At 54.0% G+C, this 26,473-nt stretch carries 26 protein-coding genes; 12 read left to right on the plus strand and 14 right to left on the minus strand.

Features of this window, described 5'->3' with window-relative positions; all coding sequences use genetic code 11:
* Window positions 1-39: 39 nt before the first annotated feature.
* Window positions 40-501 (plus strand): rhodanese-like domain-containing protein, encoded by a 462-nt coding sequence (locus tag FEE96_RS15965; RefSeq protein WP_138164123.1) that lies wholly within the window; start codon window positions 40-42, stop codon window positions 499-501.
* On the plus strand, window positions 498-1,307 hold the full coding sequence (locus FEE96_RS15970; RefSeq protein WP_138164124.1) for a CE1 family esterase: 810 nt from the start codon (window positions 498-500) through the stop codon (window positions 1,305-1,307). Before FEE96_RS15965 ends, FEE96_RS15970 begins: the two co-directional genes overlap by 4 nt.
* 221 nt (window positions 1,308-1,528) lie before the next feature.
* On the opposite strand, the gene mdoH is transcribed toward FEE96_RS15970, so the two are convergent.
* From mdoH to FEE96_RS16010, 8 genes are all read right to left on the minus strand, one after another.
* Window positions 1,529-3,406 (minus strand): glucans biosynthesis glucosyltransferase MdoH, encoded by a 1,878-nt coding sequence (gene mdoH / locus FEE96_RS15975; protein ID WP_138164125.1) that lies wholly within the window; start codon window positions 3,404-3,406, stop codon window positions 1,529-1,531.
* Window positions 3,403-4,911, minus strand: a complete 1,509-nt coding sequence (locus tag FEE96_RS15980) for an OpgD/OpgG family glucan biosynthesis protein (protein WP_138164126.1) — start codon at window positions 4,909-4,911, stop codon at window positions 3,403-3,405. Before FEE96_RS15980 ends, mdoH begins: the two co-directional genes overlap by 4 nt.
* Window positions 4,908-6,176, minus strand: a complete 1,269-nt coding sequence (locus FEE96_RS15985) for an OpgC family protein (protein ID WP_138164127.1) — start codon at window positions 6,174-6,176, stop codon at window positions 4,908-4,910. Before FEE96_RS15985 ends, FEE96_RS15980 begins: the two co-directional genes overlap by 4 nt.
* Window positions 6,177-6,197: 21 nt before the next feature.
* Entirely contained in the window at window positions 6,198-7,562 is a 1,365-nt protein-coding gene (locus FEE96_RS15990; protein WP_138164128.1) for a tetratricopeptide repeat protein, read from the minus strand.
* 259 nt (window positions 7,563-7,821) lie between these two features.
* On the minus strand, window positions 7,822-9,018 hold the full coding sequence (locus tag FEE96_RS15995; protein ID WP_138164129.1) for a CaiB/BaiF CoA transferase family protein: 1,197 nt from the start codon (window positions 9,016-9,018) through the stop codon (window positions 7,822-7,824).
* Window positions 9,005-10,618, minus strand: coding sequence for a thiamine pyrophosphate-binding protein (locus FEE96_RS16000; RefSeq protein ID WP_138164130.1), 1,614 nt, complete (start codon window positions 10,616-10,618; stop codon window positions 9,005-9,007). The genes FEE96_RS15995 and FEE96_RS16000 overlap by 14 nt, the downstream gene beginning before the upstream one ends.
* Window positions 10,619-10,768: 150 nt before the next feature.
* Window positions 10,769-11,245: a DUF302 domain-containing protein gene (locus tag FEE96_RS16005; RefSeq protein WP_138164131.1), complete on the minus strand. Its 477-nt coding sequence runs from the start codon at window positions 11,243-11,245 to the stop codon at window positions 10,769-10,771.
* A gap of 95 nt (window positions 11,246-11,340) precedes the next feature.
* Window positions 11,341-12,399, minus strand: a complete 1,059-nt coding sequence (locus FEE96_RS16010; RefSeq protein WP_138164132.1) for a YeeE/YedE family protein — start codon at window positions 12,397-12,399, stop codon at window positions 11,341-11,343.
* Window positions 12,400-12,483: 84 nt separating this feature from the next.
* Here FEE96_RS16010 and FEE96_RS16015 point away from each other — a divergent pair, with 84 nt between their 5' ends.
* Entirely contained in the window at window positions 12,484-13,383 is a 900-nt protein-coding gene (locus FEE96_RS16015; protein WP_138164133.1) for an aminoglycoside phosphotransferase family protein, read from the plus strand.
* Here FEE96_RS16015 and FEE96_RS16020 read toward each other — a convergent pair.
* Both FEE96_RS16020 and FEE96_RS16025 read right to left on the minus strand, forming a co-directional pair.
* On the minus strand, window positions 13,356-13,691 hold the full coding sequence (locus tag FEE96_RS16020) for an ArsR/SmtB family transcription factor (protein ID WP_138164134.1): 336 nt from the start codon (window positions 13,689-13,691) through the stop codon (window positions 13,356-13,358). The genes FEE96_RS16015 and FEE96_RS16020 overlap by 28 nt on opposite strands.
* A gap of 57 nt (window positions 13,692-13,748) precedes the next feature.
* Window positions 13,749-14,162 carry a thioredoxin domain-containing protein gene (locus FEE96_RS16025; protein WP_138164135.1) on the minus strand — a complete coding sequence of 138 codons (414 nt, stop codon included), beginning with the start codon at window positions 14,160-14,162 and terminating at the stop codon, window positions 13,749-13,751.
* A 109-nt stretch (window positions 14,163-14,271) separates the two neighbouring features.
* Between FEE96_RS16025 and FEE96_RS16030 the strand changes: the two genes are divergently transcribed.
* The 8 genes from FEE96_RS16030 to FEE96_RS16065 all read left to right on the plus strand — a co-directional run bounded on the left by FEE96_RS16030 (window position 14,272) and on the right by FEE96_RS16065 (window position 21,593).
* A complete protein-coding gene (locus FEE96_RS16030; protein ID WP_138164136.1) occupies window positions 14,272-15,009 on the plus strand; it encodes a cytochrome c biogenesis CcdA family protein in 738 nt (245 codons plus the stop codon).
* A 159-nt stretch (window positions 15,010-15,168) separates the two neighbouring features.
* A complete protein-coding gene (gene soxX / locus FEE96_RS16035; protein ID WP_138164137.1) occupies window positions 15,169-15,645 on the plus strand; it encodes a sulfur oxidation c-type cytochrome SoxX in 477 nt (158 codons plus the stop codon).
* Between the two features lie 50 nt (window positions 15,646-15,695).
* Window positions 15,696-16,112, plus strand: a complete 417-nt coding sequence (soxY, locus tag FEE96_RS16040; protein ID WP_138164138.1) for a thiosulfate oxidation carrier protein SoxY — start codon at window positions 15,696-15,698, stop codon at window positions 16,110-16,112.
* Window positions 16,113-16,153: 41 nt separating this feature from the next.
* Window positions 16,154-16,483, plus strand: coding sequence for a thiosulfate oxidation carrier complex protein SoxZ (soxZ, locus tag FEE96_RS16045; protein ID WP_138164139.1), 330 nt, complete (start codon window positions 16,154-16,156; stop codon window positions 16,481-16,483).
* 27 nt (window positions 16,484-16,510) lie between these two features.
* Window positions 16,511-17,371 carry a sulfur oxidation c-type cytochrome SoxA gene (gene soxA / locus FEE96_RS16050; RefSeq protein ID WP_245226997.1) on the plus strand — a complete coding sequence of 287 codons (861 nt, stop codon included), beginning with the start codon at window positions 16,511-16,513 and terminating at the stop codon, window positions 17,369-17,371.
* A gap of 103 nt (window positions 17,372-17,474) precedes the next feature.
* Window positions 17,475-19,178 (plus strand): thiosulfohydrolase SoxB, encoded by a 1,704-nt coding sequence (gene soxB, locus FEE96_RS16055; RefSeq protein ID WP_138164140.1) that lies wholly within the window; start codon window positions 17,475-17,477, stop codon window positions 19,176-19,178.
* A gap of 107 nt (window positions 19,179-19,285) precedes the next feature.
* Complete coding sequence (soxC, locus tag FEE96_RS16060; protein WP_138164141.1) at window positions 19,286-20,557, plus strand: sulfite dehydrogenase; 1,272 nt, start codon at window positions 19,286-19,288, stop codon at window positions 20,555-20,557.
* Window positions 20,541-21,593: a c-type cytochrome gene (locus tag FEE96_RS16065; RefSeq protein WP_138164142.1), complete on the plus strand. Its 1,053-nt coding sequence runs from the start codon at window positions 20,541-20,543 to the stop codon at window positions 21,591-21,593. Before soxC ends, FEE96_RS16065 begins: the two co-directional genes overlap by 17 nt.
* 148 nt (window positions 21,594-21,741) lie before the next feature.
* Here FEE96_RS16065 and FEE96_RS16070 read toward each other — a convergent pair whose 3' ends face one another.
* The 3 genes from FEE96_RS16070 to FEE96_RS16075 form a co-directional block, all read right to left on the minus strand.
* On the minus strand, window positions 21,742-23,391 hold the full coding sequence (locus tag FEE96_RS16070) for a U32 family peptidase (RefSeq protein ID WP_138164143.1): 1,650 nt from the start codon (window positions 23,389-23,391) through the stop codon (window positions 21,742-21,744).
* 128 nt (window positions 23,392-23,519) lie between these two features.
* The gene (locus FEE96_RS23545; RefSeq protein WP_167741245.1) at window positions 23,520-23,696 is read right to left on the minus strand and encodes a hypothetical protein; all 177 of its coding nucleotides are present in this window, start codon (window positions 23,694-23,696) and stop codon (window positions 23,520-23,522) included.
* Window positions 23,697-23,781: 85 nt separating this feature from the next.
* Window positions 23,782-24,660: a LysR family transcriptional regulator gene (locus FEE96_RS16075; RefSeq protein WP_138164144.1), complete on the minus strand. Its 879-nt coding sequence runs from the start codon at window positions 24,658-24,660 to the stop codon at window positions 23,782-23,784.
* 156 nt (window positions 24,661-24,816) lie between these two features.
* On the opposite strand from FEE96_RS16075, the gene FEE96_RS16080 reads away from it, so the two are divergent.
* Window positions 24,817-25,167, plus strand: coding sequence for a hypothetical protein (locus FEE96_RS16080; RefSeq protein WP_246079484.1), 351 nt, complete (start codon window positions 24,817-24,819; stop codon window positions 25,165-25,167).
* 81 nt (window positions 25,168-25,248) lie between these two features.
* Here the strand turns inward: FEE96_RS16080 and FEE96_RS16085 are convergent, their stop codons facing one another.
* Entirely contained in the window at window positions 25,249-26,256 is a 1,008-nt protein-coding gene (locus tag FEE96_RS16085; protein ID WP_138164145.1) for a GlxA family transcriptional regulator, read from the minus strand.
* Window positions 26,257-26,473: the final 217 nt, after the last annotated feature.

Genomic DNA, 26,473 nt, shown 5'->3' on the forward strand with positions numbered 1-26,473 from the left:
TTAGGTCGAAGCAATTCAAAGTGTTGATCCGGAGAGCCCATGTCGCAGTTTCACCTTTCCAGACGCCGCCTATTGGTTGGTGGCAGTGCAATGGTTGCAGTTGTGGCATTTGGCACTTGGTGGAGCAGACGGGCGCCGGATCACGACCGCCCACGGCTGACGGTAGCTGAGGCCTATCAACGGGCGCAGTCGGGTGAAATCACTCTGGTTGATATTCGCACCCCCCTCGAATGGCAAACTGTTGGGGTTCCGGTTGGCGGGCATCAAATAGATATGCGGCGCCGAGATTTCATTGATGCCGTCGCCGCAGTAGCCAGCGAAGACCTGTCCGCTCCTATCGCGCTGATCTGCGCACGCGGCGTACGTTCAGCGCGGATGACGCTGGCGCTGAGTGAAGCTGGGTTCACCAATATCATTGACATACCGGAAGGCATGCTTGGCTCACGTGCAGGTCCGGGCTGGGTGGCCAGCAACCTGCCGGTTGCACGGTGGCAGCAATGAAGCGCACGGTATTGGCTCTGGCCTTGACGCTTTGGGCCGGCGCTGCGGCGGCCGACTGCGCTGGCCAGCCAGGGATTTGCGAAATTGGCGGCGGGGAATACCATATCGCCTTACCCGAAGGAGCGCAGCGACCTGTGCCGGTGGTGATGTTCCTGCACGGGTATGGCGGGTCAGGTGCTGGCACGATGAGCAATTCCAGAATGATTGATGCGCTAAAGGCGCGCGGCTACGCCGTCATCGCACCCAATGCCACGCGTCGGCGCAATGGTAACCGGTCCTGGGTGTTCTTTCCTGGGTGGGAGGGGCGCAACGAAGCCGCCTTTTTGCGCGATGTCATGGCGGACGCTGGCGATCGGTTTGGCGTGTCGAAAACGGACACCGTTCTGGCGGGGTTTTCGGCGGGTGGCTTTCTGGTCAACTATCTGGCCTGTTCCAACCCGGGCGACTTTGAAGGCTATGCGTCGATTTCAGGAGGGTTCTGGCGACCTCAGCCAGAAAGTTGTGCAGCGCCGGTACGGTTGTTTCATACCCATGGCTGGGCAGACAAAACCGTGCCGCTTGAGGGGCGTTATCTGGGTGAAAAGCAGTTCCAGCAGGGTGATATCTATGCTGGTTTAGAGCTCTGGCGCGACACCAACGGCTGTGAAACCCATGCGCCCGACAAGGCCTGGCAAGAGGGCACTGTCCTGCGTCGCCGTTGGGTGTGTGGAGAGGGTGCAGATATTGAATTTGCGCTATTTCCGGGAGGGCATACCGTGCCCAGAGGGTGGGCTGATTTGATGCTGGATTGGTTTGAAGCGAATTAAAGATCCAGTTTAGAACAGGCTTCACCCGGTCAACTTGGCGTTCGATCCACGGTTTGGTGAACCAAAAAAACCAATTGATCTACCCGTCCTGATATAAGGGTTCGCGCCGCTTCTTTGGTTGGGTCGACAGCATAGTAACCAACGGTTGCTATGCTGTCGGATCTATCATTGCCGTCGGGAACCTTTGAAACCTTAAGCCGTCAGTCTTTATTGATGAGCCGCTATTCTGCGGCGCTGGAACTTGGGCTGCCACCTTCAAGGATGTTTCTAAGGCTGGTTCTGTGCGTGCGGGCCGTGCGGGTAATCTGAGGTTCGGTGATCACCTCGCGGGTGCCCATCCAAAAATTGATCCGACGCAGAACCGGTAGTCCGGACAAAGCTGACAATGGCACCGCTAACACCAGAGATAGCGCAATCGGCAGCAGCCATAGTGAAACCATGCCAGTTAGAATTCCTGCCCATAACGCAATGCCGCTGATGGTTTCCAGAGCATGACAGATTATCAGAGTACGCCAACTATACTGCCCGCCATCCCGGGCTTGGGGTGCCCAGCCACGTTGCAACCCCAGGGTTGTTCGGATTACGGCAATCATCTGTTGCACCATCAGAATTGGCGCATAGAGAATGGCCAACAGTATTTCAGACACAAAGGACAAGGCAAAGGGGCCAGCCCCGCCATAGTCAGCAAAGCGACTACCCGTTAGTGGCAAGGCTGCAATTGCCAGCAGTTTGGGGGCGAGGAGCATGGCGTAGATGAGCAGGATCACCAGCACATGGCGTGGCTCGCTCATATCTGGCCAGGATGGCATCAGGGGATTGGCCTCGCTGAAATAGGTCAGCACCGAGGCCTCTTCGCCCCGGCCAATAAGGGCCCAGATCACCAAAAGGGCAAACCAAATAGGGGCCATAAGGTAACCAATCGCACCGTGCAGGAGGTGGAACCTGGAAATGGCTCGAAACCCGCGTGAGCCCAACAGGTTCAAGTGCTGCAAATTTCCCTGGCACCAGCGGCGATCACGTTGGATGTGATCAATCAGCGTTGGCGGAGTTTCCTCGTATGATCCGCGAATGCGGGGTAGAAAACGGACTGACCAGCCTGCGCGACGTAAGAGTCCAGCCTCAACAAAATCATGGCTCATTATTAGTTTGCTGCTACGACCTAACCGGCTGCGCAGATGAGGAAGACCAGCGCAGGCCGCAAATGCGCGGGTGCGGATGATGGCGTTGTGACCCCAGTAATTGCCTTCATGCCCGACCCAACGCGCCAAGCCCTCTGCCAGCGCCGCGCCATGCACGCCGTTTGCAAACTGTTGCATTCGACCAAACACTGATTGTGCTCCGATCAGCTGTGGAAAACTTTGGATCAACCCTGCACCGCGATCACGCGATAGTGCATTGGCCAATCGCGTGATTGCACGCCCGGTCATCAGACTGTCTGCATCCAGTATCAGCATGGCCTCATACCCAGAACCCCATCGACCAACCCAATCGGCAATATTGCCGACCTTACGGTCGATGTTTTGATCGCGACGGCGATAATACAGTTCGATCTCTGGTGGCAGCATTGCACGCAACGCATTCACTGAAATCAACTCTTGCGCTGCAATTGCATCGTCGCGGGTGTCAGACAGGATAAACATGGCGTAATCATGTACGCCGCTACGCCTTCGCAACTCTTCGAGCATGGTTTGGGCATTTCCCAGAACATACCATGGAACCTCGTTATAGACTGGCATTAACAATGCCACCTTCATCTTGTTGGCTGGGGCTAAGCGACGAGTCTTGGGGCGTTGAGACAGCGAGTACAGACCCAGCAACACCGTAGATACGGTGAAACATATCCAGAAAAAATTAAATGCGATCAGCACCAGAAGCACGATTTCTAACCCTGAAAATCCGCCATCTGCAAACCAATCCTGCATGACCCAGGTCAGTAGACCAGTGCCGACCATGGCCGGAGAAAATGCCAGCAGACGCCACAGCGCGACAGACTGCGGAGCGCTTTGACCTGGCGCCGCACTGTCGTGAAAATGCGTTGCAAAATCCTGAGCGGGCATTGCAAGCGGCTGCTCCGGTGGCATCAGGGCAGGGCGGCTCATGTGGTCCACCGGTATAACCAAACCTCAGAGGCCGCGGCTCCGTTTTTGCGGAGCTGTGCCCGCAACTCCACCAGGGTTTTCTCTTCGGGTTCAAATGAAAACGCCAGCCTCAAGCCGCCGGTTTCTGGGTTGCGTTGCAATACCCCTTTGCTGGTATCCACATGTGGAGAGGAGATAAGAAGGTCGAATTCGTCAGGGTTGCCATCAAGCAAAGAGTGATTGGCAAAATCCAGTGTCACGATACGACCAGGTGTGCCAAAAACTCGCGCGCCAGCCGCAGTGTTAATCACGCGTGGCAAATGCAGGTCTGGTTCATGCCCCCAGTGCAGCCGGTAAGACAGATCCACTTGCGCTCCTGCCGCATAGGCCTCTCGCGGGCGCCAGTAGGCGACGATGTTGTCATAAATCTCCTGGTCTGCTGGAATTTCGACCAGAGTTACAGCGCCTTGGCCCCAGTTGCCCTTGGGTTCGACCCAAAGGCAGGGTCGCTTGTGGTAATTGGCCTCAAGATCCGCGAAGTCGGAAAACTTACGGGACCGCTGCATCAGACCAAAGCCATGCGGGTTCTCATCAACGAAGGATGAGATTTGCAAGTGTTTGGGGTTGGCGAGCTGTCGCCATAAGACCTCGCCGTTGCCATTGTGGATCAACAAACCTTCGCTGTCGTGCACGGCAGGGCGAAAGTCGTCGAAATGGTTTCGGTTGGTCTGGTCAAACAGGAACATAGAAGTCAGAGGCCCCAATCCCACATGGGTCAGCTCATTGCGGGCAAACAGGGTTGCCTCAACATCCATTGTGCAGTTTTCGCCAGGCAGGATGTCAAACCGGTAGGCCCCGCTAACCGAGGGGCTGTCCATCAGCGCGTGGAGCACAATGTTGCGCTGGCCGGGGGCTGGGGTTTCCAGCCAGAATTCGATGAATTCCGGGAACTCCTCTCCCATTGGATCGCCAGTTTTAAGGGCCAATCCGCGGGCGGATAGTCCGTAGGTATTGGCGAGGCCAATAGCTCTAAAATAGCTGGCCCCCTGAAACACGCAAAACTCGTTTTTTAGCCCGGGCTGGTCAAGTTCTGTACGCAAACGAAGGCCTGAATAACCCAGATTCCCCTTCTCGCTTAAGTCCGGCGCCTTGTCGGTTTTGTCGAATAGCGACAGATCAAAAGGCACCAGTTCAGAGGTATTGTTGTCCACAGTATTGATCTGAACCGCGCGTGGAAAATACAGCCCCGGCAGGAAAAAATCGACATTATAGCTGCTTGGGGTACCCGCCCACAGGGCGTCACTGTTGCGGAACCATCTGGTCTGATAATCCTGATAAGAAATATCAAGCCAGTCCTGAGGAACTTTAGCCCGCGGCGCATAGCTGCGGGTAGCCAGTTCACGAGCCAACGCGGTCACAGTGTCGCGCGAAAATGCCGGAATTCCAGTGGCATGGGCGGGCATTGCCAGAACAGATGTGCTGGCTAGGGCAGCAGCTAGAAACGAGCGGCGTGACAAGGGGGTCATCGCTTTGCCCTCCAGGGTTGAGACTTGAACCAAGCAGCGGCAAAAGCGACTAGAATAATCAGACCATATCCAAGCAAGTTCGCAATGGCAGTGGTGGTGATTGCGCGATCTGTCTGATCCAGTGCGAACCCGATCAGACGGGCCAATGCCATCGAGAACACAAACACGGCCAGAGACTGTTGACCAACCTTGGTGATCAGTTTGAGCAACACCGCCCAGATTCGGGCCCCAAGGGAGTGACCAGACGCGATCAAGCGCTTGCCTCCGTCGCCAGCAATAACCCAGCCCAGATAGGCCAACGATAAAAAGTGGATAAACCGCAGCAGGCCAAAATCGCTTTTGTTGCGCCATTCGCTGGTCAGGGACCAGACCGGGTGGATTGTATCTGCCAGATCTGGGTTCCAGGCTTCAACCCAGCGGAATACTTTCCAGGCACCAAACGGGGCCGAGAACACCACAAAACAAATAGCCGCAGCAATGAGAAGCTTGGTCACTGGTGGTTTGGGTAGCCAACCTTTCATGAAGGCAAAGCCAGTGAAAAACAGCAATTGCCAACCAAATGGATTGAAAAACCACTTACGATCAGACCAGGGTTCAGCAGGCAGGGCCAGCCCATCTGGGCCCAATCCAATGACGTAGGGATTGGCCGCCAGCCAAATCGCGATTGAGGTTGCAGCCACTGCCCATAGGCTAATTTTCTCCATAGCCATCAACAGTGGCATCAACCCCAGGACCACCAGATACATCGGTAGAATGTCAAAATAGTTCGGCACGTAGGTCAGGGTGAACAGCCCCACGAGTTGGGGCATCGTGTCTTTGAAGAAATGCCCAAGGTTTAGTGAATTGACATAGTTTTTCTCAAACCCGCCATAGGTGTCCAGTGCAGCCATCATCATGGCAATAAAGAAAAATAACCCGATATGGGCCCAAAATACTTGCCAGACACGGAAACCAACACGGGCAGATCCCATCATCCAGCCACGCCGGGAATAGGACCCGCCGAAAGCAATTGCCGAGGCCATACCCGAGCAAAACACAAAAATCTCGGTGGCATCAGAGAAACCAAACCGGGCCGGAATCCAGCCGGTCCAGCGGTTGCCGGGGATATGGGCCGTCAGAATGATGAACATCGCGATGCCGCGATAAAAATCGAGTCTTGGATCGCGGCTTCGATTGGGGGCTTGTACCGGCGCCGCTGCCTGATTGGCGGCTGCATTGGGCAGAGAGGTAACCTGAATGTCTGGCTGAGGCAGTGAAGGGGCCATCTGAATTAAATGCCTTTCAAATTATTCTGCAGGCACGCTGTGCGCACTATCACTGCCACGACCTGCGGTAATCAAATTCCGTCGTGCCAATGCGTAATTGTCCTCAGCACCACCGCGTTTTGCACGGCGGTCATCCAAGAGTGTTTCAACTGCGTCCAGTCGTCCGGCGCGCAGGCCTGCATCAATTGTGATGCGTTCAAACACATCACGTTGGGCATGGCTACCCCCAGCCAGCTGTAGCGACCCGTGGGCATGAGATAGGTGGTTGAAAGCACCGATATAATCACCGTCCCCAAAGGCTTCGAGGCCGGATGCCATTGCGCACCCAGGGTCTGCCATGCGTTGTCCCATGTCGTCGGGACGGTTTTGCGCATCCGCATGGATACGCTTCACCAGTCGGTTGGTGGCGCTTTGCTGGTCATGACCGGCCAGCGCCAGCAGATAATGCAGATCAGCAAATATTAAGCAGCCGTCCTCGGTTCGGTTGGCAGAAAGTTCTGACAGTTCTTCCCAGCGGTTGCCGACGTTTATTCCGTCAAGTTGCAATCGCATCAGAAGGGACGTTGCATTGGAGATGTCGCGATAGTCGTCGGTTTTGTCTTTGCGGATTTCGTGATCATATAGGTCAAACACTTGATCAATCTGGCCCAAATCCAGATGCATCAGCGCCTTGTGCCACCAGACGTGGTAGCGAAAATTGTTGCAATGGGCCCAGGCCGCTTCTCGCCCTTGCAGCCATTCCAGCCCAGCTGAGGCATTGCCAGTCATGTCATGTACATGCGCAACCGCGTGTAGTCCCCAGGCGTCATCAGGTGCCAACCACAGAGCCTGTCGCCCAGCAATCCCAGCTTTTTCATACGATCCGGTTTCTTCAAGCGCAAAGGCGTGACATCCGAGCAAATACCCCCGACCGGCGTGTTCTGGGGCATATGACGGCATGACCCGTTCAATGGAACGCCGCATGCCCGCCGCATCGCCAAGTATAAACCGGATCGAATGGCTCAATTTCATGGCCAGCGCATCTTCGGAGTGGCTGCGAAGTATGTGTTCCATTTTGGCGATGGCGCCCGAAGGCCGCCCGGACAGCCAGGTTTCTAACGCTTCGATATACAGTCGTTCACGGGGGAGGGCGCTATCATAACCTGCTTTAGCTGCAGTAAGAGCCTCTTGTGCTATGCTGATTAACTCTGAGCGCCCTAACAGCAAATAGAACATACCCTTGCAGGCCTGACCCAAGGCAAACCCAGGCTCTGCGGACAATAAGGCCATTAGATGTGTCGGCGTTGCGGCCGCATGGGCAAGAACCCCCATCTGCACGGAATTCCAGTCGCGAAGTGCAGACTGTTCTGTCAGGCTGGTGTCTTGTCCAAAGATATCTTGCATCATAATGGGTCCCATCTTTGCGAATACAGGTTTTGCTATTGTTTGGGAGAACTTTAAATCATGGCTGTGCTGCCGGCGACGCCCGCTCTCGCATTGGTGAAGGGGCGTGTGTATCTGCACCGAAATTGTTGCGGTTTATGTCAATGAAAAGGGGTTTTACGCCAAAGCCGCGCCCCCTTACTGCATTTGCGTGCAGGCAGGGACGCGGCTTTGTTCATTTCTGTAACACTTGACCTGCTAAAATGTGGCAGGCTGTTTGGGCTCAGATGTTAAACGGGCTTTCAGAGGACAGAATCTCGTCGCTGTCAGCACCACAGCTCTTCGGGGCATGTCGGTAGGTCACCGGGGTCCGCGAGAGCTTCAGCGGATTACCGATTAAATGTACCGGTCCAGCATCCGATTGCATTTCAATTTTCATACCGCGTGCTGCCACTTGATCCGAATTAAAGAGTGTCTCCAAATCCTGTACCGGCCCGGCAGGAACTTTGCGGGCTTCCATCGCAGAGATCATGTCTTGAGTTGTGTGGCGTTGTACGGCTGGGATCAATACATCATCCAGCGCCAACCGATGTTCGAGCCGGGCCGGATTGGTTGCAAATCGAGGATCACTAGCCAATCCTTGCAGACCTAGAAATTCGAGGAACCGGCCAAACTGGCTGTCGTTTCCCACGGCCAGAATCACGTGACCATCAGCGGTCTGGTAAACGCCGTAGGGCACGATGTTTGGGTGACCATTGCCTCGCCGTTTAGGCAGGTCCCCTGAGGTCAAATAGTTGACGCCTTCGTTGATCAGCCAGGCAATCTGACTGTCCACCAACGCAATATCAACCTGTTGACCTTCGCCAGTTTGATCTTGGTGACGTAAGGCTGCAAGGATGCCAACGGTTGCATACATGCCGCACATCACATCCGCGATGCCTACACCGACCTTCATCGGTTCGCCCTTAGGCTCTCCGGTAAGTGACATGAGCCCGCCATACCCCTGGGCCATAAGATCGTAGCCAGGTTTATGGGAGTGCGGACCGGTCTGGCCGTATCCTGAAATCGAACAATAGATCAGCCGGGGAAATTCACCTTTGAGGCTGTCATAATCCAAGCCGTATTTCTTCAACCCGCCGGGTTTGAAGTTTTCGATCAGTATGTCCGCTTGTGCGGCCAGCTTTCGGATGAACTGCTGCCCATCCGCACTGGCAATATCAATGGCCACCGATTGTTTGTTGCGGTTGGCAGACATGAAATAGGCCGACATATCCGTGTCGTTGCCATCTTTATCCGTTACATAGGGCGGCCCCCACTGGCGGGTGTCGTCACCGCCGGATTTTGGGTTTTCCACTTTGATCACGGTTGCACCAAGATCACCCAGCAGCTGGGTGCAGGTTGGTCCAGCCAGAATACGCGACAGATCAAGGACTTTGATTCCGTGCAATGCGCCGTGAGGCAAAAGTTCAGATCCGGCCATCATAGCCTCCAGGTTCAATTTCTGCTGCAATTACAGTAAAGTGCTGCGCAGTCATGGCATCAGTCAAAGCTGCGCGCAACTCTTTGCGATTGCGTACCGTGACACCGTTACCCCCAAAGGCCCGTCCCATAGCTGCAAAGTCGTGACGACCAAAATCCACTGCTGCATTGGCCATTTGTCGTTGACGTTGTTTCAATTCGATCAACGCAAGGCTGGCGTCGACGAAAACCAGAAAAATGGGTGCGATCTGCATTTCTGCTGCAGTAGCCAGTTCACCCGCCACCATCAGGAAACCGGCATCACCGGAAAAACTGATAACGGGCCTATCAGGCTGCGCCAGTTTGCGGCCAATGGCCATCGGCACAGCACAGCCCATAGTGCAGAGCCCGGAAGACTGGATCAGCCCACGCGGTTCTTCACAGTCCCACATTTGCGACAGAAGGATACGGTGGGCGCCGCTGTCTGCTGTGGCCAGCGTCCCCTTTGGCAACACCGCACGGGATTCTGCGATGACAGCGGCTGGGCCCCAATTGTCATCCTGAGGAAAAGCCTTTTTCAACGCGGCCTTGGCGGCTTCGGGCTGACCATCATCCCGAATGGCACGTGTCGTCGTTCCCGCGCCTAGCGCCGTCAGTGTAGCGGAGATGGCCGTGATAAAACTCAGCTGCGCCTGATGCATGTAATGCAGGTTAGGCTCTGGGGTAATGTCGATGACGTTTTGCCGGGTTAAATCCCAGACATCGCGCCAGCCGGGGCGCATTTCTATTGGGTCATAGCCAATACAGACCACCAGATCAGCATCGCGCAGAAGGGGCAGAAGGTGAGTGTCGGCCAACGGCGACAAACCTGCTCCACCCAGACATAAGGCGTGGTCCTCGGGCAGGATACCCTTGGCCTTGTAGGTTGTTATAAAAGGGATTTGGAAGGTTTCCAGAAAGGCTTTGATTGCGTCGCCAGCATGTTCTTGCAGCGCATCCAAGCCGATAATAGCAATGGGCCGCTTGCTGCTGGACAGCCAATCACGCGCCTGCGCAAGGGCTGTGTCGTCTGGCACAGTTGCACTTGCAGGCGCGCGGCGGATGCCGCCGTCTGTGGCGGGTGCATCGGCCACAGATATTGGAACATCAATATGAACGGGTCCGTTACGCGGGGTTGTTGCAATAGCAACGGCCTTGTCGGCGATCAAATTTGCTGCTTCGGCGTTGAGACGAAACGTTGCTTTGGTGATCGGTGCAAAAACGGCTTGATGGTCAAGCACCTGGTGAGTGTAGTTGAGTTCTTCAGCGGCATCGACACAGCCGGTCAGCACCAGCATTGGCACCCGGTCCTGATGAGCATTGGCAACCACATTGACGCCGTTCAGCGCACCAGGGCCAAGGGTGGCAACCAAAATGGCTGGGGCACCGTCGCTGTGATGGACCGCTTCACCCATGAATCCGGCGCAGTTTTCGTGTTTGGCCAAGTGGAACGTGATGCCAGCCGCCTGCAATGCATCCACAAGCGTTAGTACCTCACCTCCTGGCATTCCAAAGGCATGACGGCAACCGGCCTGATACAGCCGCCGGGCCAATACATCCGCTGCGCGGGTGGGTGTGGTCATTATGTGCTCTCCGTTGCTCGCTAGATTGCGAGATTGCGGAGTAGCGACTTAGGTGCAAGCCCAATCACGTCAGTGTGACCAAATGTAAGCATAGCAACACGTTGAAGCTGGGTTTACGTTGCGCGTACCATCAGTCGCCGTTTTGGTTCGCTACTCGGCCGCCTGCTGCGCGATTGTGCGAAATTTATGATCCAGTTCATCCGCAAGAATTACTAGCTCTGTGCCACCCTCACTGAAGTAGGGTGAAAAGATATGGCTGGGCACTTTGTAAGATAAGGTTGCAAGGCCGTCGGTCTCTTCAGTGACATAGAGACGGATTGGGGCCTCAATCATGGCCGCAGTTGATGTGGCAAGGACCCTAACCGCAAAATCATTGTTGAAAATGCCAATGACCCGGTTACCCGGGATGGTAATGCCGCGATTTGCGGCGGCTTTGGTTGGACCTGCCTGAGTGACTATGCCCATGCCGTTTGACTTGGAGGCGGTTTTCACGTCGTCAATCAGCTCGCTATACGTTTTGGTGGTCTCCAGGACCACCCAACCCTCACGCGGTTGGAGGTTACCAGCCAAAGACCCGGTGGCAACAGCGCAAAAGAAGACGGTGGGTAAAAGGAATTTCAGGTTCATGGTGCAACTCCGAATAAGTCCTGTCCTTTTAAACAAAAAAGCAGGCCGCTTGGGTCACACATGCGTGTGGGGGCGTGAAGTCATAGATCGGGATTTTAACTGGTTAGCTTAAAGCCTTCAATGAGCTGACGCAGGCCAATTGCAGCGCCGGCAAAAATTGCCAGGAAGGTAACTGGAGCCGATATCGACAGTACCGAAAATGCAGATAACCCCTGTCCAATCGTACAGCCCATGGCGACCACCGCACCCACGCCCATGATAGCGGCGCCAATGATCTGGCGGCGTAACTCACGCGGGTCATCGCAGGCTTCCCAGCGAAAATGACCTTTGATCAATGATCCAACGAAGGCGCCGACCCAAACCCCTACGACCGATCCAACCGCAAAGGACAGCGGTCGCAGGCTGCCGGTCATGGTCCATAAGATGGTTTCGCCCAATGGGGCTGAAAAAGAATGTGAGACAACCGGCAGGGCATCAAACCCGTTCAGGTGTATGTAATAGCTGCCAGCCCAACCCGTAACGACGGCAACCCCAACCACGACCGACCAGAATATCGCGCTATAATCTTGGCGGAATTCAGCATTTGAGAGAGCGGCGATGACAATTGCAATACCGGCGCTGATACCAAGTCCGGCCAGAGGTAAACCGGTCAAGGCTGCCACATGGTGGATCAGGCCAGGTGGCAATTCGGATGTGACGGATTCTTGCAAGAATAGGTAATTGCGCAGAGGTGCCAAAGGGCCAGTTAAAGCAACATAGGTGGAAACACCCATCACCAATACAATGACAAAGCTGCGGAGATCTCCTCCGCCTAGGCGAGCAATTGCTCCATATCCACAGTTGCCGGACAGCGCCATGCCGTAGCCGAACATCAGACCACCTAAGATCGAGGCGGCAGGCATCCAGCGGATTGACAGGTAGAAGGTTTCAGTTTCGTCTAACAGTCCCTGACTGATCAAAGAAAAGCTGCCGATTACGGCCACACCAATTGCAAGGACCCACATTCGCATACGCAAGCTGGATCCGCCGTATAACAGATCTTCGATCGCACCCAGAGTGCAGAACCGACCCAGTCGTGCTGCAAGGCCCAGCAAAAGGCCACCAGTCAAACCAATAATGGCAACGGTTTGACTGTCAGTCAGGAAATCCAGCATGGACGGGTTCCCCCAGTAGGTGCCAAAGTCATATCTAAGCACATAGTGCATTTTTTGAATGTTTGTTTGCAAGGTAGAGTTTTGATGGATGACGGAATTGATGTCGAACACAGGCAAGTCAGGGCCCTTATCGATGATCAATTCCCCCAATTTAGCGGATTGTCTATTGAGGCAATCCAGCCCGGAGGCTGGAACAACCGCAGTTTTCGACTAGGTGAGGGCTATGTGGTGCGTATGCCGTCGGCGAAGCGATATGAACCGCAGATCAAACGTGAAAAACTGGGGCTATGTCGGCTGACTTCCCAACCGTCGGTTCGGTTGCCACGCTATTATGCTATGGGGCGGGCTGGGCATGGATATCCCTATTCGTGGTCCATTTTGCATTGGGTGGAAGGTACTCCAATTGACGCTACCGCGATGATTACAGATCCGGTTCTGGCGCGCGACCTTGGTCAATATCTCGGTAAGCTGCAGCAGAGCCCTACACCAAGTGGTCTGCTGCCGCCCGGCGTTGATAACTTTTACCGAGGCGGAGATCTGCGAGTTTACGAAACTGAGACCCTGTCGGCCTTGGACCAACTTAAGACAGAGTGTCAGAGCAGCTTTTTACGGATCTGGGAGCAGGCCCTGACCAGCTCTTGGCAAACCCCACCTGTTTGGGTGCATGGCGATGTTGCACCCGGGAATCTGCTGACTACTAAGGGGCGCCTGACTGGCGCTGTTGATTTCGGTTTGATGGCGGTAGGCGATCCAGCTTGTGATCTGGTGATTGCCTGGGCGCATCTGGACAAAACTTGCCGCAAAGAGTTTGCGTCGACTTTACCACTAGGGCTGGCCTGCTGGCAGCGCGCTATGGGGTGGGCATTGTGGAAAGCCGCGATTGTTCTGGCCGGAGAGGCCGCCCCTGCGGAGCAGACGGCTGTGGCCAAACGGGTTCTGGATCTGCTGTCCGAGGATCAGTCGTTTTTGCAGAACAATTCATAGACCACTTCAAGAATACGCCGAGGGCGTTCATCTGCCAGCCTATAGTAGATCACTTTGCCGTCGCGGCGGGGAATCACCAATCCCTCGAGTCGCAACCGCGACAGTTGTTGCGAGACGGCGGCCTGACGGGCCGACAGCAAATCTTCCAGCTCGGTGACTGATTTCTCGCCTGTTACCAGATGGCACAGGATCATCAAACGGCCTTCGTGGCTGATCGCCTTCAAAAAATTGGAGGCCAGAGTTGCATTATCGACCATGGCGTCCAATTCGTCCGAAGCCATATCAGAGGAAAACTGAGGTAGTGCCATATGTGTCTTCTCCTTACCTGGGCTCGCACTTACCGTCAGACGTGCGAAACGGGGCCATTAGCTGCCGGGATCCGTGGGCGTTGCATCCTCTGCAACGTACCCGGCATGTTTACTTAACAACTGAGCGATCACCGGCCAAAAGAAATCTTCGCCTGGATAGCCTTCCAGTCGGCCAATTTCACGTTGATCTTCGACAATCAAGAATGTTGGGGTGAAGTTAACCCGGCGAGCAACGTCCAGTTCACCGGGCAGATCGCGCAGATTTATCCGCCGCAGGGGCGCAAAGCGGCCTTCACTGGTTTTGGGATAGATTGGGCCGATCTCCTCGTCCCAGCGTGCGCACCACTCACAGTTAGGTTGTTCTACCATCACCAATTCCGCAGCTTGAACGGGCAGGGTAAACAGTATCCCTGCAGCCATTGCTGCGGTTAATGCTCGACGGGTGGTCGAGAGAACACTTGGAAAGACCATAGTCCACCTGTTGTCGTTTGTGGTTGCGCATTCCATGATGTAATTTGAATATGTGAATAATGCAAGCTGCCTCACGTCTCTATTGGGTGGTCATTCGAGGAAACCCGACATGCTGGAAATTACCCTGCTTGGCGCATTGTTCGCCGGTTTACTTAGCTTTTTTACGCCCTGCGTGCTGCCAATGGTCCCGTTTTACCTGTCTTACATGGGGGGGCTTACAGTGGGCGAGTTGCGTGATGATGGCGGGATCGCACCGGGGGCACAGCGGCGGTTATTGGTGTCGGCGATTAGCTTTGCGGCCGGGGTTACCAGTGTCTTTATGCTGCTGGGTATGGGGGCTTCTGCGCTGGGCCAGTTGTTTGGACAGTATTTAGATTCGCTGATTTATGTGGCTGCTGCAATTCTTTTGGTATTTGGTCTTCACTTTCTGGGCGTGATTAAGGTGCCGGTTCTGTACCGGGAGGCGCGCCTTGAGAGTCGCAGGCAGGCCACAACGGTTGTTGGGGCCTATATGATGGGATTGGCGTTTGGCTTTGGTTGGACGCCATGTGTGGGGCCCGCATTGGCGGCAATCTTGATGATTGCATCAGGGCTGGGTGATATCTGGCGTGGCGCTTTGCTGCTGATGGTCTATGGAATCGGAATGACCTCTCCCTTTGTTCTGGCTGCGTTGTTCGCGCGACCATTTTTAGCTTGGGCGTCCCGTCATCGCAGCTTGGTCGTCATGGTGGAAAAGGCGATGGGCGCGATGCTGATTCTCTTTGCGGTGCTTATTGTTACTGGTGGCGTTCAGTGGATTGCTTATGCCTTATTGGGCTGGTTGCCGGGTGCTTCCACGCTGGGGTGAGCACAGTTCCGTCGCGTTACTGTTACCAGCGTTGATGTTTTTGTGAACAGTTCGAACCAATTCGAATTTGTGAATTTGTTGTTGCCTTCTAGCCTATCGGTAGCCTACGGTATGCAAAGCTAAGCACGTCAGACAGCGTGGCAGCTAACGGGAGGAACTATGAAACTTACATCTCTGACTTTGGCTGCGGCCCTTATTGGCGGCGCAGCATTGGCCGGCGAAGTAGCGCCGAAAGACGTTCAGTACGACGAATCTGGTGCGGTTGCAGCGTCGCTGACCGGCGGAGCTGGCGATGCCATGAATGGCGCCATGCTTGCAGGCACCAAATCCAAGGGCAACTGCGTAGCATGCCATGCCATCACCGCATTGGCTGATGTGCCATTCCACGGTGAAGTAGGCCCCTCGCTTGACGGTGCTGGAGAGCGCTGGAGCGAAGCGGAACTGCGTGGTTTGCTAACCGATGCCAAAATGACATTCGACGGTACTGTAATGCCTGCCTTCTACAAGGTGGATGGCTTCACCCGTCCAGGCAACGCTTATACCGGCAAAGCTGCTGAAGAGGCGCTGACGCCGATCCTGTCGGCGCAAGAGATCGAAGATGTCATCGCCTTTTTGGCGACACTAAAAGAAGAGTGATACACTAGGGGTCCCCCTACAGCCTCTAATATTTCCAAAGGAGAGAGAATATGGAATTCTCACGTCGCGACACCCTGGCTCTGGGCCTGGGCGCAGCGGTAGTTACCGTGCTGCCATTCAGCGTTAATGCTGCAGCCGATGACGTCATCGCCACCTTCACTGGTGGCGCCGATATGGGTGATGCCGGTATCGATTTGACCGCACCTGAAATCGCAGAAAACGGCAACACTGTTCCCGTTGAAGTCAGCGCACCAGGCGCCAGCGCCATCTTGCTGGTCGCAACTGGTAACCCAACACCGGGCGTTGCTCAGTTCAACTTCGGTCCTATGGCCGGTTCGCAATCAGCCTCTACCCGGATCCGTCTGGCCGGTACTCAGGATGTTGTTGCAATCGCCAAATTGGCAGATGGCTCTTTTGCCAAAGCCAGCTCGACCGTGAAAGTGACCATCGGGGGCTGTGGCGGCTGATCGCCGTCCAGTCACAGATCCCGAATTAAGGAGAATTAGATATGGCATCCGGTGTAAAACCCCGCGTCAAGGTCCCCAAAAAGGCCGCAGCTGGTGATGTTATCACCATCAAGTCCCTGATCAGCCACAAAATGGAAAGTGGTCAGCGCAAGGACAAAGAGGGCAACCTCATCCCGCGTTCGATCATCAACCGTTTCACGGTTGAGTTTAACGGTCAGTCTGTTCTGGACATGACTATGGAACCGGCAATTTCGACCAACCCTTACGTTCAGTTCGAGGCAACAGTGCCCGAGGCCGGTGACTTTGTGTTCACTTGGTATGACGATGACGGATCGGTCTACGACACTACGAAATCTGTCGCAATCGGCTGATTTCGCGGCTCAGGGAGGACTACGTATATGACAAAGCCAATGGGGAAAACCCTCACAGCCATCGCTCTGGCAGCCGTTGCTTTCGGCTCAGTTGCCAGCGCAGACGAGACCGCCGAACTGGTTGTCAATGGTGACCTGAACATGGTCACCCGGACAGCTGCACCAGCGCACCTGTCCGATGTTCTGGACGAAATCAACTCGGGCTGGCTCTACCGTAAGGATGAGACCCAGTCGTTGCAGACTGACGATTTCGACAATCCGGGCATGATCTTTGTTGATCTGGCGCAGGACGAGTGGGACACTGTTGAAGGAACTGAAGACAAATCCTGTGCATCGTGCCACGACGATGTCGAAGACTCGATGAAAGGTGTCCGCGCTGTCTATCCCAAGTGGAACGAAACAGCCGGCGAAGTTCGTACACTGGCCATGCAGATCAACGACTGCCGTGTGAACCAGATGGGCGCTGACAAGTGGAAGTACACTGGTGGCGATATGGCAGGTATGGAGGCGCTGATCTCAGTTCAGTCACGCGGCATGCCGGTTGATGTTGCCATCGATGGCCCTGCTCAGTCGACTTGGGAAGAGGGTAAAGAGATGTACTATACCCGTACTGGTCAGCTGGACCTGTCCTGCGCCAACTGTCACGAGGAAAACTATGGCAACATGATCCGCGCCGACCACTTGTCGCAGGGGCAGATCAACGGTTTCCCAACCTACCGTTTGAAAAACGCCAAGCTGAACACCTCGCATGCTCGCTTTAAGGGCTGTGTCCGTGATACACGTGCAGAAACATACAAACCTGGTTCTTCAGAGTTTGTTGCGCTTGAGCTCTATGTTGCTTCACGCGGCAATGGTCTCTCGGTCGAAGCACCAGCGGTTCGTAACTAAAACACCTTACCCCGCGTTCCAATTTGGGATGCGGGGTATCCTCCTCTTATCAATATTCACACATGCGAATATGTAGCTTGTGTTAAAGTGAAGGCAGATCCCCATGATCTCACGTCGTGATTTTCTTCAGGTCTCAATGGCGGCTTCGGCCATGGTTGGTGCTTCGGGCTTTGGCAATTGGTCACGTCTTGCGGCGCAACAATCGCTGACACAGGATCAACTGCTTCAGTTTGACATCTACGGTAACGTTAGCCTGATCCATGTCACAGACATACACGGCCAGCTAAACCCGATTTATTTCCGCGAGCCTTCGGTCAACATGGGGATCGGGGCCGCCAATGGTCAGATGCCACATATTACCGGTGCAGATTTCCGCAAAGCCTATGGAATCGCTGATGGTTCGCCTTCGGCTTATGCGCTGACCTATGATGACTTTTCCGCATTGGCACAGTCCTATGGCCGCGTTGGAGGGCTGGATCGCGTCTCAACCGTTATCAACTCTATCCGGGCGGAACGGCCTGACGCATTGTTGTTAGACGGTGGTGACACATGGCACGGCTCGTACACCTGTTACAAAACCGAAGGCCAGGACATGGTCAACGTTATGAACGCGCTTAAGCCAGACGCAATGACCTTTCACTGGGAATTCACGTTGGGGTCCGAGCGGGTCAACCAAATCGTCGAAGAGCTGCCGTTTGTCGCATTGGGGCAAAATATCTTTGATGCCGAGTGGGATGAACCTGCCGAGCTGTTCAAGCCGTACAAATTCTATGAGACTGGCGGTGTGAAGGTGGCGGTGATTGGTCAGGCCTTCCCCTATATGCCAATTGCCAACCCGGGCTGGATGTTCCCGGAATATTCGTTCGGTATCCGTGACGAGAATATGCAAAAGATGGTCGATGAGGTCCGTGCCAAAGGGGCTGAATGTGTCGTGGTGCTGTCTCACAACGGTTTTGACGTCGATAAGAAAATGGCAGGCGTTGTCAACGGTATTGATGTGATCCTGTCAGGTCATACCCATGACGCGTTGCCCGAGCCAGTGCTCGTTGGTCAAACCGTGATTGTGGCCTCTGGCTCCAATGGCAAATTCGTATCCCGGGTTGATCTCGACATTCGCGATGGCAAGATGATGGGCTATAAACACAAGCTGATCCCTATTTTTGCAGATGTCATTGCGCCAGACGCCACTGTAACCAAATTGATCGAAGAGCAGCGGGCGCCTTACAAGGCGGACCTGGAAGAGGTGATTGGCCATACGGACGATGACTCGCTGCTGTATCGTCGCGGCAACTTCAATGGTACGTGGGACGACCTGATCTGTGACGCACTGATGTCCGAACGTGAGGCGGATATTGCCATGTCGCCGGGCGTACGCTGGGGGCCATCGATCCTGCCGGGACAGGCGATTACACGCGAGGACATCTTTAACGTTACGTCGATGTCTTATGGCGAGGCCTATCGTACCGAAATGACCGGTGAGTTTATTCATGTCATTCTGGAAGACGTGGCTGACAACCTGTTCAATCCGGATCCTTACTACCAGCAGGGTGGTGATATGGTCCGTGTAGGGGGGCTCGGTTATCGCATCGATGTGACCAAACCGCAGGGCGATCGCATCACCGAGATGACGCTGCTGAAAACCGGTGAAAAAATTGACCCATCCAAGACCTACACTGTAGCGGGCTGGGCCAGCGTTAACGAAGACACTGAAGGTCCCCAGATCTGGGATGTGGTTGAAAACCACATCAGGAAACTCGGCACCATTTCAACTGTTCCCAATACCTCGGTTCAAGTCGAAGGCATCTAACCTCACTTTGACCGGGGTGCTTTGCCGCGCCCCGGTTAATCAATGATTTTTTTTACCCTCACGAATTCACACATGTGAATTTGTCTCTAAACTAAGGAGGCCATCAAATGAGTGATAGCTCCAAACACAATTCTCCATCGCGCCGTCAGTTCCTAACTGGTGCGGCTGCTGCAGGGGCAGGGGCTGTGGCGGCGGGTGCTGCCAAGGCAGCTGGTCCTGACCCGCTGATCACAGAAGTTCAGGATTGGGCTTCGTCTTTTGGTGATGGCGTTGATGTAACGCCATATGGCCTGCCAATCCAGTTCGAGCAGGACGTGGTACGGCGCAACGTGGAGTGGCTGACCGCCGATACTATTTCGTCGATCAACTTTACACCAATCCACGCACTGGACGGCACCATTACGCCGCAAGGGTGTGCATTTGAGCGCCATCACTCGGGCGCAATCGAGATGCGTAAAGAAGACTACCGCCTGATGATCAATGGCTTGGTAGATCAGGAATTGGTGTTCACTTACGAGGATCTGGAACGGTTCCCACGGGAAAACCACGTTTACTTCTGTGAATGTGCTGCCAACACCGGCATGGAGTGGGCAGGGGCCCAGTTGAATGGGGCGCAGTTCACGCACGGTATGATCCACAACATGGAATATACCGGCGTATCGCTGCGGACCTTGTTGGAAGAGGCGGGCGTCAAACCAGAAGGTAAGTGGATCTATGTCGAAGGAGCGGATGCCTCGTCGAATGGCCGCTCAATCCCGTTGGAAAAGGCTCTGGATGATGTGCTTGTCGCGTTTAAGGCCAACGGCGAAGCTCTGCGCAAGGAACACGGATACCCCGTGCGCTTGGTTGTACCGGGCTGGGAAGGCAACATGTGGATCAAGTGGCTCCGCCGTATCGAGGTCAAGGATGCTCCGGTGGAAAGTCGCGAAGAAACCAGCAAATACACAGACAATCTCGCCAATGGCATCGCGCGCAAATGGACCTGGGTTATGGATGCCAAGTCCATCATCACCTCGCCCAGCCCACAAGCGCCGATCAAACACGGGACAGGTCCGCTGGTTATCACTGGCCTGGCCTGGTCTGGGAACGGGGCTATCACTGGCGTTGATGTTTCAGTTGACGGTGGCAAGAACTGGATCGAGGCTCGTCTGGCTGCCCCAGGACAGGACAAGGCGATGAGCCGGTTCTATCTGGATCACAATTGGGACGGTACGGAAATGTTCCTACAGGCCCGCGCCAAGGATGCTACCGGATATGTACAGCCAACCAAAACCCAGCTGCGCGACGTGCGCGGTCTGAACTCTATCTACCATAACAATTGCATCCAGACCTGGTGGGTCAAGGAAAGCGGAGAGGCCGAAAATGTCGAAGTATCATAAGCTTACCGTTGTCGCCTCACTGATGACATTACTTGCAGCACCAGCTTATTCCGAGGCCTATGGTTTGGGCCGCCCGGCGTTGCCAGAAGAAGTTGCTGCTTGGGATTTGGATGTTAGCCCTGATGGCACCGGCCTTCCCGCAGGGTCGGGATCTGTTCTGGATGGAGAAGAGATCTTTGCCGAACAATGTGCTGTTTGCCATGGTGACTTTGCCGAAGGTGTTGGGAACTGGCCAAAACTAGCTGGTGGGGCAGGGACGCTGGACCACGAGGATCCGCTGAAAACCGTTGGGTCTTACTGGCCCTATCTGTCGACCACATGGGACTACGTGAACCGGTCAATGCCGTTCGGCAATGCGCAGTCGCTTGAGCCGGACGAGGTCTATGCCATTGTTGCCTACATCCTGTATTCCAACGATCTGGTGGATGAGGATTTTGTATTGAACAAGGATAACTTCCTTGAGGTCGAAATGCCTAACGCTGGTGGCTTTATCTTGGATGACCGAGCTGAAGCGGAGTATGTAAATTTCAACGATGCTTGCATGACCAATTGTAAGGACAGCGTAGAAATCACCATGCGCGCACTGGTACTCGATGTAACGCCCGAAGAAACCGCTGCCAAATCCGGTACAGTAGCCGAAGCCGAAGTCCAAGTGACTGAAGCCGCTGCTCAACAGCCTGTGCAAGAGCCCGTGGTCGAAACGGTCGCTTTAGACCCAGAACTGGTGGCCAAGGGCGCCAAGACGTTCAAAAAATGCAAAGCCTGTCATCAGGTTGGCGAAGGGGCCAAAAATCGAACAGGTCCAATTTTGAACGGCATCGTTGGCGCAACTGCAGGACAGGTCGACGGCTTCAAGTATTCCAAACCAATGATGGCTGCAGCCGAAAGTGGGCTGGTCTGGAACCAACAAGAACTGGCCGCTTTTTTAGCCAAACCCAAGAAATATATGAAGGGCACCAAGATGTCGTTCTCGGGGCTGAAAAAGGAAAAAGATATCGCGGCAATTCTCGCGTATCTGCAATCCGTTTCTCAGTAAAGAGATCTAAGAGAGTAAATAAGAATACGAAAAGCCCCGAACCGCGTTCGGGGTTTTTCCGTTTAAAGTCGAAAATTCACAATTGAGACCTGAACCCAAGCGAAAGGCTGATTTCTTTACAGCCTACTGGTTGGTCGTTTCCCAGTTTTTAGACCGGCAGTTTGAACTCGTTTGCTTCGGCACGGCTCAGCTGTTCACCTTGTTTGCGCTTTCGTAGCACATCGCGGGCGACGGCGTATTCATCGCCTTGCCAGAATATCAAACAACCATTGCAACCCTTGCCACAACAGCCCTGCGTGCCTACTCGGTTGGTTTTGAAGCGCTTCTCGTTGGTGTCGGCCTCGATGGCCTCAACCAATGCATTGCGACGACGTTTATAGGCGGTCTCACCTGTGCTGTCGCGCACTTCCATGGCCTGCGCAGTCTTGTCCAGTTGCAGGCGTTTCCACTGTTCATCGCTTAGCGCGCGTTCCTTGCGGATTACCGTGAAGGCAGGAAAGTTGCTGCGCAGATCGCTCTGGTCTTCTTGCTCAAACAGTGAGAAAGGGAGGCGGATCACGGACTTGGTCGACCCATGCACCACGTCTTTGCGTTGGCCGCTGGCAGCGATTTCATAATCATAAGCCCGCAGCAGAATGGTGTTGCGGGCTATGGGCGAGACCATCTCCAGTACGTCACCGGGCTCCAACTTGTTCTTGACCTCAACCAGGAACGCCTCCTCGGTTACTTCGCTCACAACACCTGCATACTCCCAAGTTGCAATGGCTGCGGTGTGTTCATATCCGTGAGATAGATTGGTCAGTCGGCCCTTGTGGAAGGCCAGTGTGTAGCCTCGGTTGCCGACGGTTTCCAATTCACCCATGTAGTCGGACGCATCCCAGTTTTCTGGATCGGCATAATAGTCATCAATCGCCATACGATAGGCGCGGGCTACAACTGCTGCATAGTACTCCGACTTGCCGCGGCCTTCGACCTTTAGACTATCCACACCGATGCGCAGATAATCGTCGAGTTTTGGCATCAGGCACAGGTCCTTGGAGTTCAGGATATAGCTGCCACGTTCGTCTTCCTGAATGGGCAGAAACTCACCGGGTCGGACGCCTTCCTCCAACAGGAATTCGAACATGTCGTGATTGCTGTCATCCACGATCAGTTCCTGCACGGTGCCGTCTTTCAGACGCATGTGGAACTTGTAGTTCCAGCGACAGGAATTGGCGCAGTTACCCTGATTGGCACCGCGTTCGGCCATAAAATTCGACAGCAGACACCTGCCAGAATAAGTCATGCACATGGCGCCGTGAACAAAGGCCTCTAGTTTGATATCTGGGCATTTTTCGCGGATTTCTTCCAGTTCAGGGAAAGACACCTCGCGCGCCAGAACCGCCAAATCGGCGCCTTGGTTCTGCCAGAACTGTACGGACAACCAAGAACAGATATTAGCCTGGGTCGAGACATGCAGTGGGATTTCTGGCGCGCGTTCGCGGACATACTGAAAGACGCCTGGGTCCGCGATGATTAACCCGTCTGGCTTCACCTGTCGCACGGTATCAATGTACTCGTCCAGCTTGGGGATGTCTTTGTTGTGCGAATACAAGTTCAGTGTCAGATAGGCGCGGCGCCCATGCTGATGGCAGAATTTGACGCCTTCAATCACGTCTTCCAGAGAAAACTCGGATTTAGTACGTAAGGACATATCCGGAGTGCCCAAATAGACAGCATCAGCCCCGTAGAGGATCGCTATTTTCAACTTACGCAGATTACCCGCAGGCATTAGCAGTTCGGAGCGGTGTTGGGACATGTGACCAGCCGGAGTAGGGATGAAAACCGCGTTTTAGGGTAGTTGCTGCAGCTTGTGAACCCAAATTTCCTGAACGGGACCGTTCTGCAAACGCGTCCAGTAGCCCAACCTGAAAAAGTACGTTAGTCCTATTTTTTGTCGCGTGCGGCTTTCTCTTCTTTGGTTAGCTTGTTGTTCCAGGCGTTGTTGCTAATGCTCAACTCGCTTGGGAGAGGTTTGGTTTTGCCAACGCTGACTTTGCCGCCTTTATTTAGGAATTCCTGAATAAGAGCATCGTCGGTATTTTTTTTGGGTACATGTTTCATATGGTCGACCGTATCGCCTATCCAGAAACTAGGCAATATGAGCCGTGGGGTTTTGGACTATTGGATAATATTCGAAGCTGAAAGCCTAAAGCCCGTCCGCCTGCAGCGCCATTTTTACTGCAGCAAAACTGTGTCTAAGCTCTTGGGACGGTTTCCAGCACGCGTGAAACCCTATAGAAACAGCTGCCCCATCCCCGTTGATCAAACGACGCGCGCAGGAAACATTGGCCACTTTTGATGCTGGCAGCAGCGCTATGCCAATCCCTAGCATGGCCCACTTCTCCAGAATAGAATAGCTAAGCGCCTTACCTTCGTATTCAACCAATGGGATTTGATTGACCTGAAACAGGGTGCGAATGGCGACGGATAGGCCACAGTCTTCTCCAACGAGTAGAATTTGTTTGCCTGACAGGGTCTCAAGTGTAGCCGGTTCGTCTGTCCGTTCACCTTGAGTGGCAGAGACATACAGCAGCGGCTCGCTGTAGATAGGTTTCGAAATCAGACTGTCTTCGCCCCAGGGTTCTGGGCCAAGACCAAAGTCAATCTGACCGGTGTTTAGGGCAGGTTGAATGTCAGCCTTGTTCATTTCCGACAGGATAATGTTCAGGCCACCATTCAAGTTTTCGATACGGGACAACATCGCTGCAACAAAATCATCACTGATCAGTGGTGAAATGCCGACCCTGACATTGCGATCATCGCGCGTCAGATATTCGGATGCCCCTACCATCAGCTGAGATTTAGCATCAATAATATGACGAATGTCGGTGATCAGTGTTTGCCCAAAGTCAGTTAATGCGACTGACCGGGTTGTCCGATCAAACAGCTTGCCACCCAGTTCTTCTTCCAACTGCGCGATAGCGTTTGAAAGGGCGGGCTGCGTGACGCAACAAAGATCTGCTGCACTGGTGAACGAACGCGTCTCAGCGACGGCCACCACAAATCTAAGTTGTTGGAAATTCATGTTTCATCCCATCGTTCATCACGTAGTCACGTTAACGGTTTGACCGCGCCAGAATTAGTTCTTTTTGTGAATGATATCATTCACAGAAGCAATTTCTCTCTGCGATGGCCGTCTGGCAGCCTGATTGGACTGAAACAGAATTTAAGGAATACGTCTATGACCCCACTTCTGAAGTCTATCGTGTTGAGTACGTCTCTCATGGCAACCTCAGCGTTTGCCGACCCGGGTTCGTTTTTGGAAATCACTTTGTCGATCGCACCGGAAAACCGGGCTGCGGCAGCGGCTATCTATGCGGAATACAAAGAGCCCTTCTTAAGCAGCATTGATGGGGCTGAAACAAAAACGCTGTTGGTACGGGATACTGATGTGCAAGTATTACATGGGTTTGCAACAAACGAAGCAGCAGAGAAGTATCTCTCCAGTGACCTGTTCACCCAAGATGTTTTTGTTGCGTTGAAGCCCTACATCCTAGCTGACCCCGATATTCGTATTTATCAGGCCTATTGATCTAATTCAGATCAAGTCATAGCCAAGCAAAGTTGGAGGCAAATTTCAGAGTTTGTACGACTTCAGTTAGGACAAAAGAAATTAGACCCAGCCCTTTCTGAAGAAGTGAGGGCTGGCCCCAAACTTGCGTTTGAACAAACGAGAAAAATGTGTGGCGCTGTTGAAGCCAGAGGCCAGTGCAATCTCGGTTACGGACATCGCTGTTTCGTTCATCAGACCGTAAGCATGGCTTAGGCGCATATCGGAATAGACCTGCATTGGGCTTTGGTCCAAATAGCGAGAAAACAGCCGCTCCAGTTGCCGTCGTGAAATATCCAGTTGATCGCAAAGTTCTATGATCGACAACGGGTCCTCGATGGCCTCCTGCATCAGCTGTAATGCAGTGAGTAACCTTTGGTTTCGACTGCCTATAGCCACAGCATAGTTAGATTTTTGCGGTGCCATCTGCCCCCCGGACCGCACATGCAGGCACATATCGGCAACGATGATGGCCAGTTTTTTGCCGTGGCGTTCCTGTATCAGATTGAGCATCATATCCGTAGCGGCATTGCCCCCCCCACAGGTCACCAGGTTGCTGGAGATTTCGTAGATATTGGGCGAGGGATTTAGGTCGGGGAACATCTCCGAGAACCCGGGTTGATTCTCCCAGTGCAGAGTGAATTCCTGCCCCCTCAGCAAACCAGCCTGTGCCAGCGCAAAAGCGCCAGTACAGATACCGCCCAGACGGCGACCAAACCGATGTTCTCGACGCAACCAGTTTATTGTTGGCTCGCCCGCCGCGTGCTGCGGCTCAACTCCCGAGCATACAAACACCTCAGCGTCTTGTTGCAATTGTCCCAACGCCAGATCTGGTGTGACTGTCATTCCATTTGAACAGGTGACCGGCGCGCCGTCTTCGCTCATGGTGTACCATCGGTACAGTTCAGTATTGGTAACCTGATTTGCAATGCGCAGAGGTTCGATCGCCGCCGCCACAGGTAACATCGTTGCCTTGGGAAGTAGCAGGAAATAAAAATCCTTTGGCGCACCACTAAAAGGGATCGCTAGTTTGGCGGCTGCGCCCTTTTGTACAAAGCTGTCAGTCTGCATGATGAGATCCTGTGGCGTCGGGCACTGTAATCAGTGGCTACAAGGCGTATCTAACAGCGTGGTAAACTGAACTCATGCCGACCAACCACCAGTTTGCGACGGCGAATTTAGGGAATGCGACGGAAATATTTCAACATCGGCGGTGAAATGCATTTTTTTTGCTCCCTCTTGCAGCCCTTTGGCCGCGATACTAAGAATCAAGTAACACTCTGTCGGG

Source organism: Parasedimentitalea maritima, from assembly GCF_005771405.1.
GTDB classification, from domain to species: Bacteria; Pseudomonadota; Alphaproteobacteria; order Rhodobacterales; family Rhodobacteraceae; genus Parasedimentitalea; species Parasedimentitalea maritima.

Coding starts and splice junctions, on each gene's coding strand:
- FEE96_RS15965 (WP_138164123.1), top strand. CDS start 40: ATGTCGCAGTTTCACCTTTCCAGACGCCGCCTATTGGTTGGTGGCAGT.
- FEE96_RS15970 (WP_138164124.1), top strand. CDS start 498: ATGAAGCGCACGGTATTGGCTCTGGCCTTGACGCTTTGGGCCGGCGCT.
- mdoH (WP_138164125.1), bottom strand. CDS start 3,406: ATGAGCCGCCCTGCCCTGATGCCACCGGAGCAGCCGCTTGCAATGCCC.
- FEE96_RS15980 (WP_138164126.1), bottom strand. CDS start 4,911: ATGACCCCCTTGTCACGCCGCTCGTTTCTAGCTGCTGCCCTAGCCAGC.
- FEE96_RS15985 (WP_138164127.1), bottom strand. CDS start 6,176: ATGGCCCCTTCACTGCCTCAGCCAGACATTCAGGTTACCTCTCTGCCC.
- FEE96_RS15990 (WP_138164128.1), bottom strand. CDS start 7,562: ATGATGCAAGATATCTTTGGACAAGACACCAGCCTGACAGAACAGTCT.
- FEE96_RS15995 (WP_138164129.1), bottom strand. CDS start 9,018: ATGGCCGGATCTGAACTTTTGCCTCACGGCGCATTGCACGGAATCAAA.
- FEE96_RS16000 (WP_138164130.1), bottom strand. CDS start 10,618: ATGACCACACCCACCCGCGCAGCGGATGTATTGGCCCGGCGGCTGTAT.
- FEE96_RS16005 (WP_138164131.1), bottom strand. CDS start 11,245: ATGAACCTGAAATTCCTTTTACCCACCGTCTTCTTTTGCGCTGTTGCC.
- FEE96_RS16010 (WP_138164132.1), bottom strand. CDS start 12,399: ATGCTGGATTTCCTGACTGACAGTCAAACCGTTGCCATTATTGGTTTG.
- FEE96_RS16015 (WP_138164133.1), top strand. CDS start 12,484: ATGGATGACGGAATTGATGTCGAACACAGGCAAGTCAGGGCCCTTATC.
- FEE96_RS16020 (WP_138164134.1), bottom strand. CDS start 13,691: ATGGCACTACCTCAGTTTTCCTCTGATATGGCTTCGGACGAATTGGAC.
- FEE96_RS16025 (WP_138164135.1), bottom strand. CDS start 14,162: ATGGTCTTTCCAAGTGTTCTCTCGACCACCCGTCGAGCATTAACCGCA.
- FEE96_RS16030 (WP_138164136.1), top strand. CDS start 14,272: ATGCTGGAAATTACCCTGCTTGGCGCATTGTTCGCCGGTTTACTTAGC.
- soxX (WP_138164137.1), top strand. CDS start 15,169: ATGAAACTTACATCTCTGACTTTGGCTGCGGCCCTTATTGGCGGCGCA.
- soxY (WP_138164138.1), top strand. CDS start 15,696: ATGGAATTCTCACGTCGCGACACCCTGGCTCTGGGCCTGGGCGCAGCG.
- soxZ (WP_138164139.1), top strand. CDS start 16,154: ATGGCATCCGGTGTAAAACCCCGCGTCAAGGTCCCCAAAAAGGCCGCA.
- soxA (WP_245226997.1), top strand. CDS start 16,511: ATGACAAAGCCAATGGGGAAAACCCTCACAGCCATCGCTCTGGCAGCC.
- soxB (WP_138164140.1), top strand. CDS start 17,475: ATGATCTCACGTCGTGATTTTCTTCAGGTCTCAATGGCGGCTTCGGCC.
- soxC (WP_138164141.1), top strand. CDS start 19,286: ATGAGTGATAGCTCCAAACACAATTCTCCATCGCGCCGTCAGTTCCTA.
- FEE96_RS16065 (WP_138164142.1), top strand. CDS start 20,541: ATGTCGAAGTATCATAAGCTTACCGTTGTCGCCTCACTGATGACATTA.
- FEE96_RS16070 (WP_138164143.1), bottom strand. CDS start 23,391: ATGTCCCAACACCGCTCCGAACTGCTAATGCCTGCGGGTAATCTGCGT.
- FEE96_RS23545 (WP_167741245.1), bottom strand. CDS start 23,696: ATGAAACATGTACCCAAAAAAAATACCGACGATGCTCTTATTCAGGAA.
- FEE96_RS16075 (WP_138164144.1), bottom strand. CDS start 24,660: ATGAATTTCCAACAACTTAGATTTGTGGTGGCCGTCGCTGAGACGCGT.
- FEE96_RS16080 (WP_246079484.1), top strand. CDS start 24,817: ATGACCCCACTTCTGAAGTCTATCGTGTTGAGTACGTCTCTCATGGCA.
- FEE96_RS16085 (WP_138164145.1), bottom strand. CDS start 26,256: ATGCAGACTGACAGCTTTGTACAAAAGGGCGCAGCCGCCAAACTAGCG.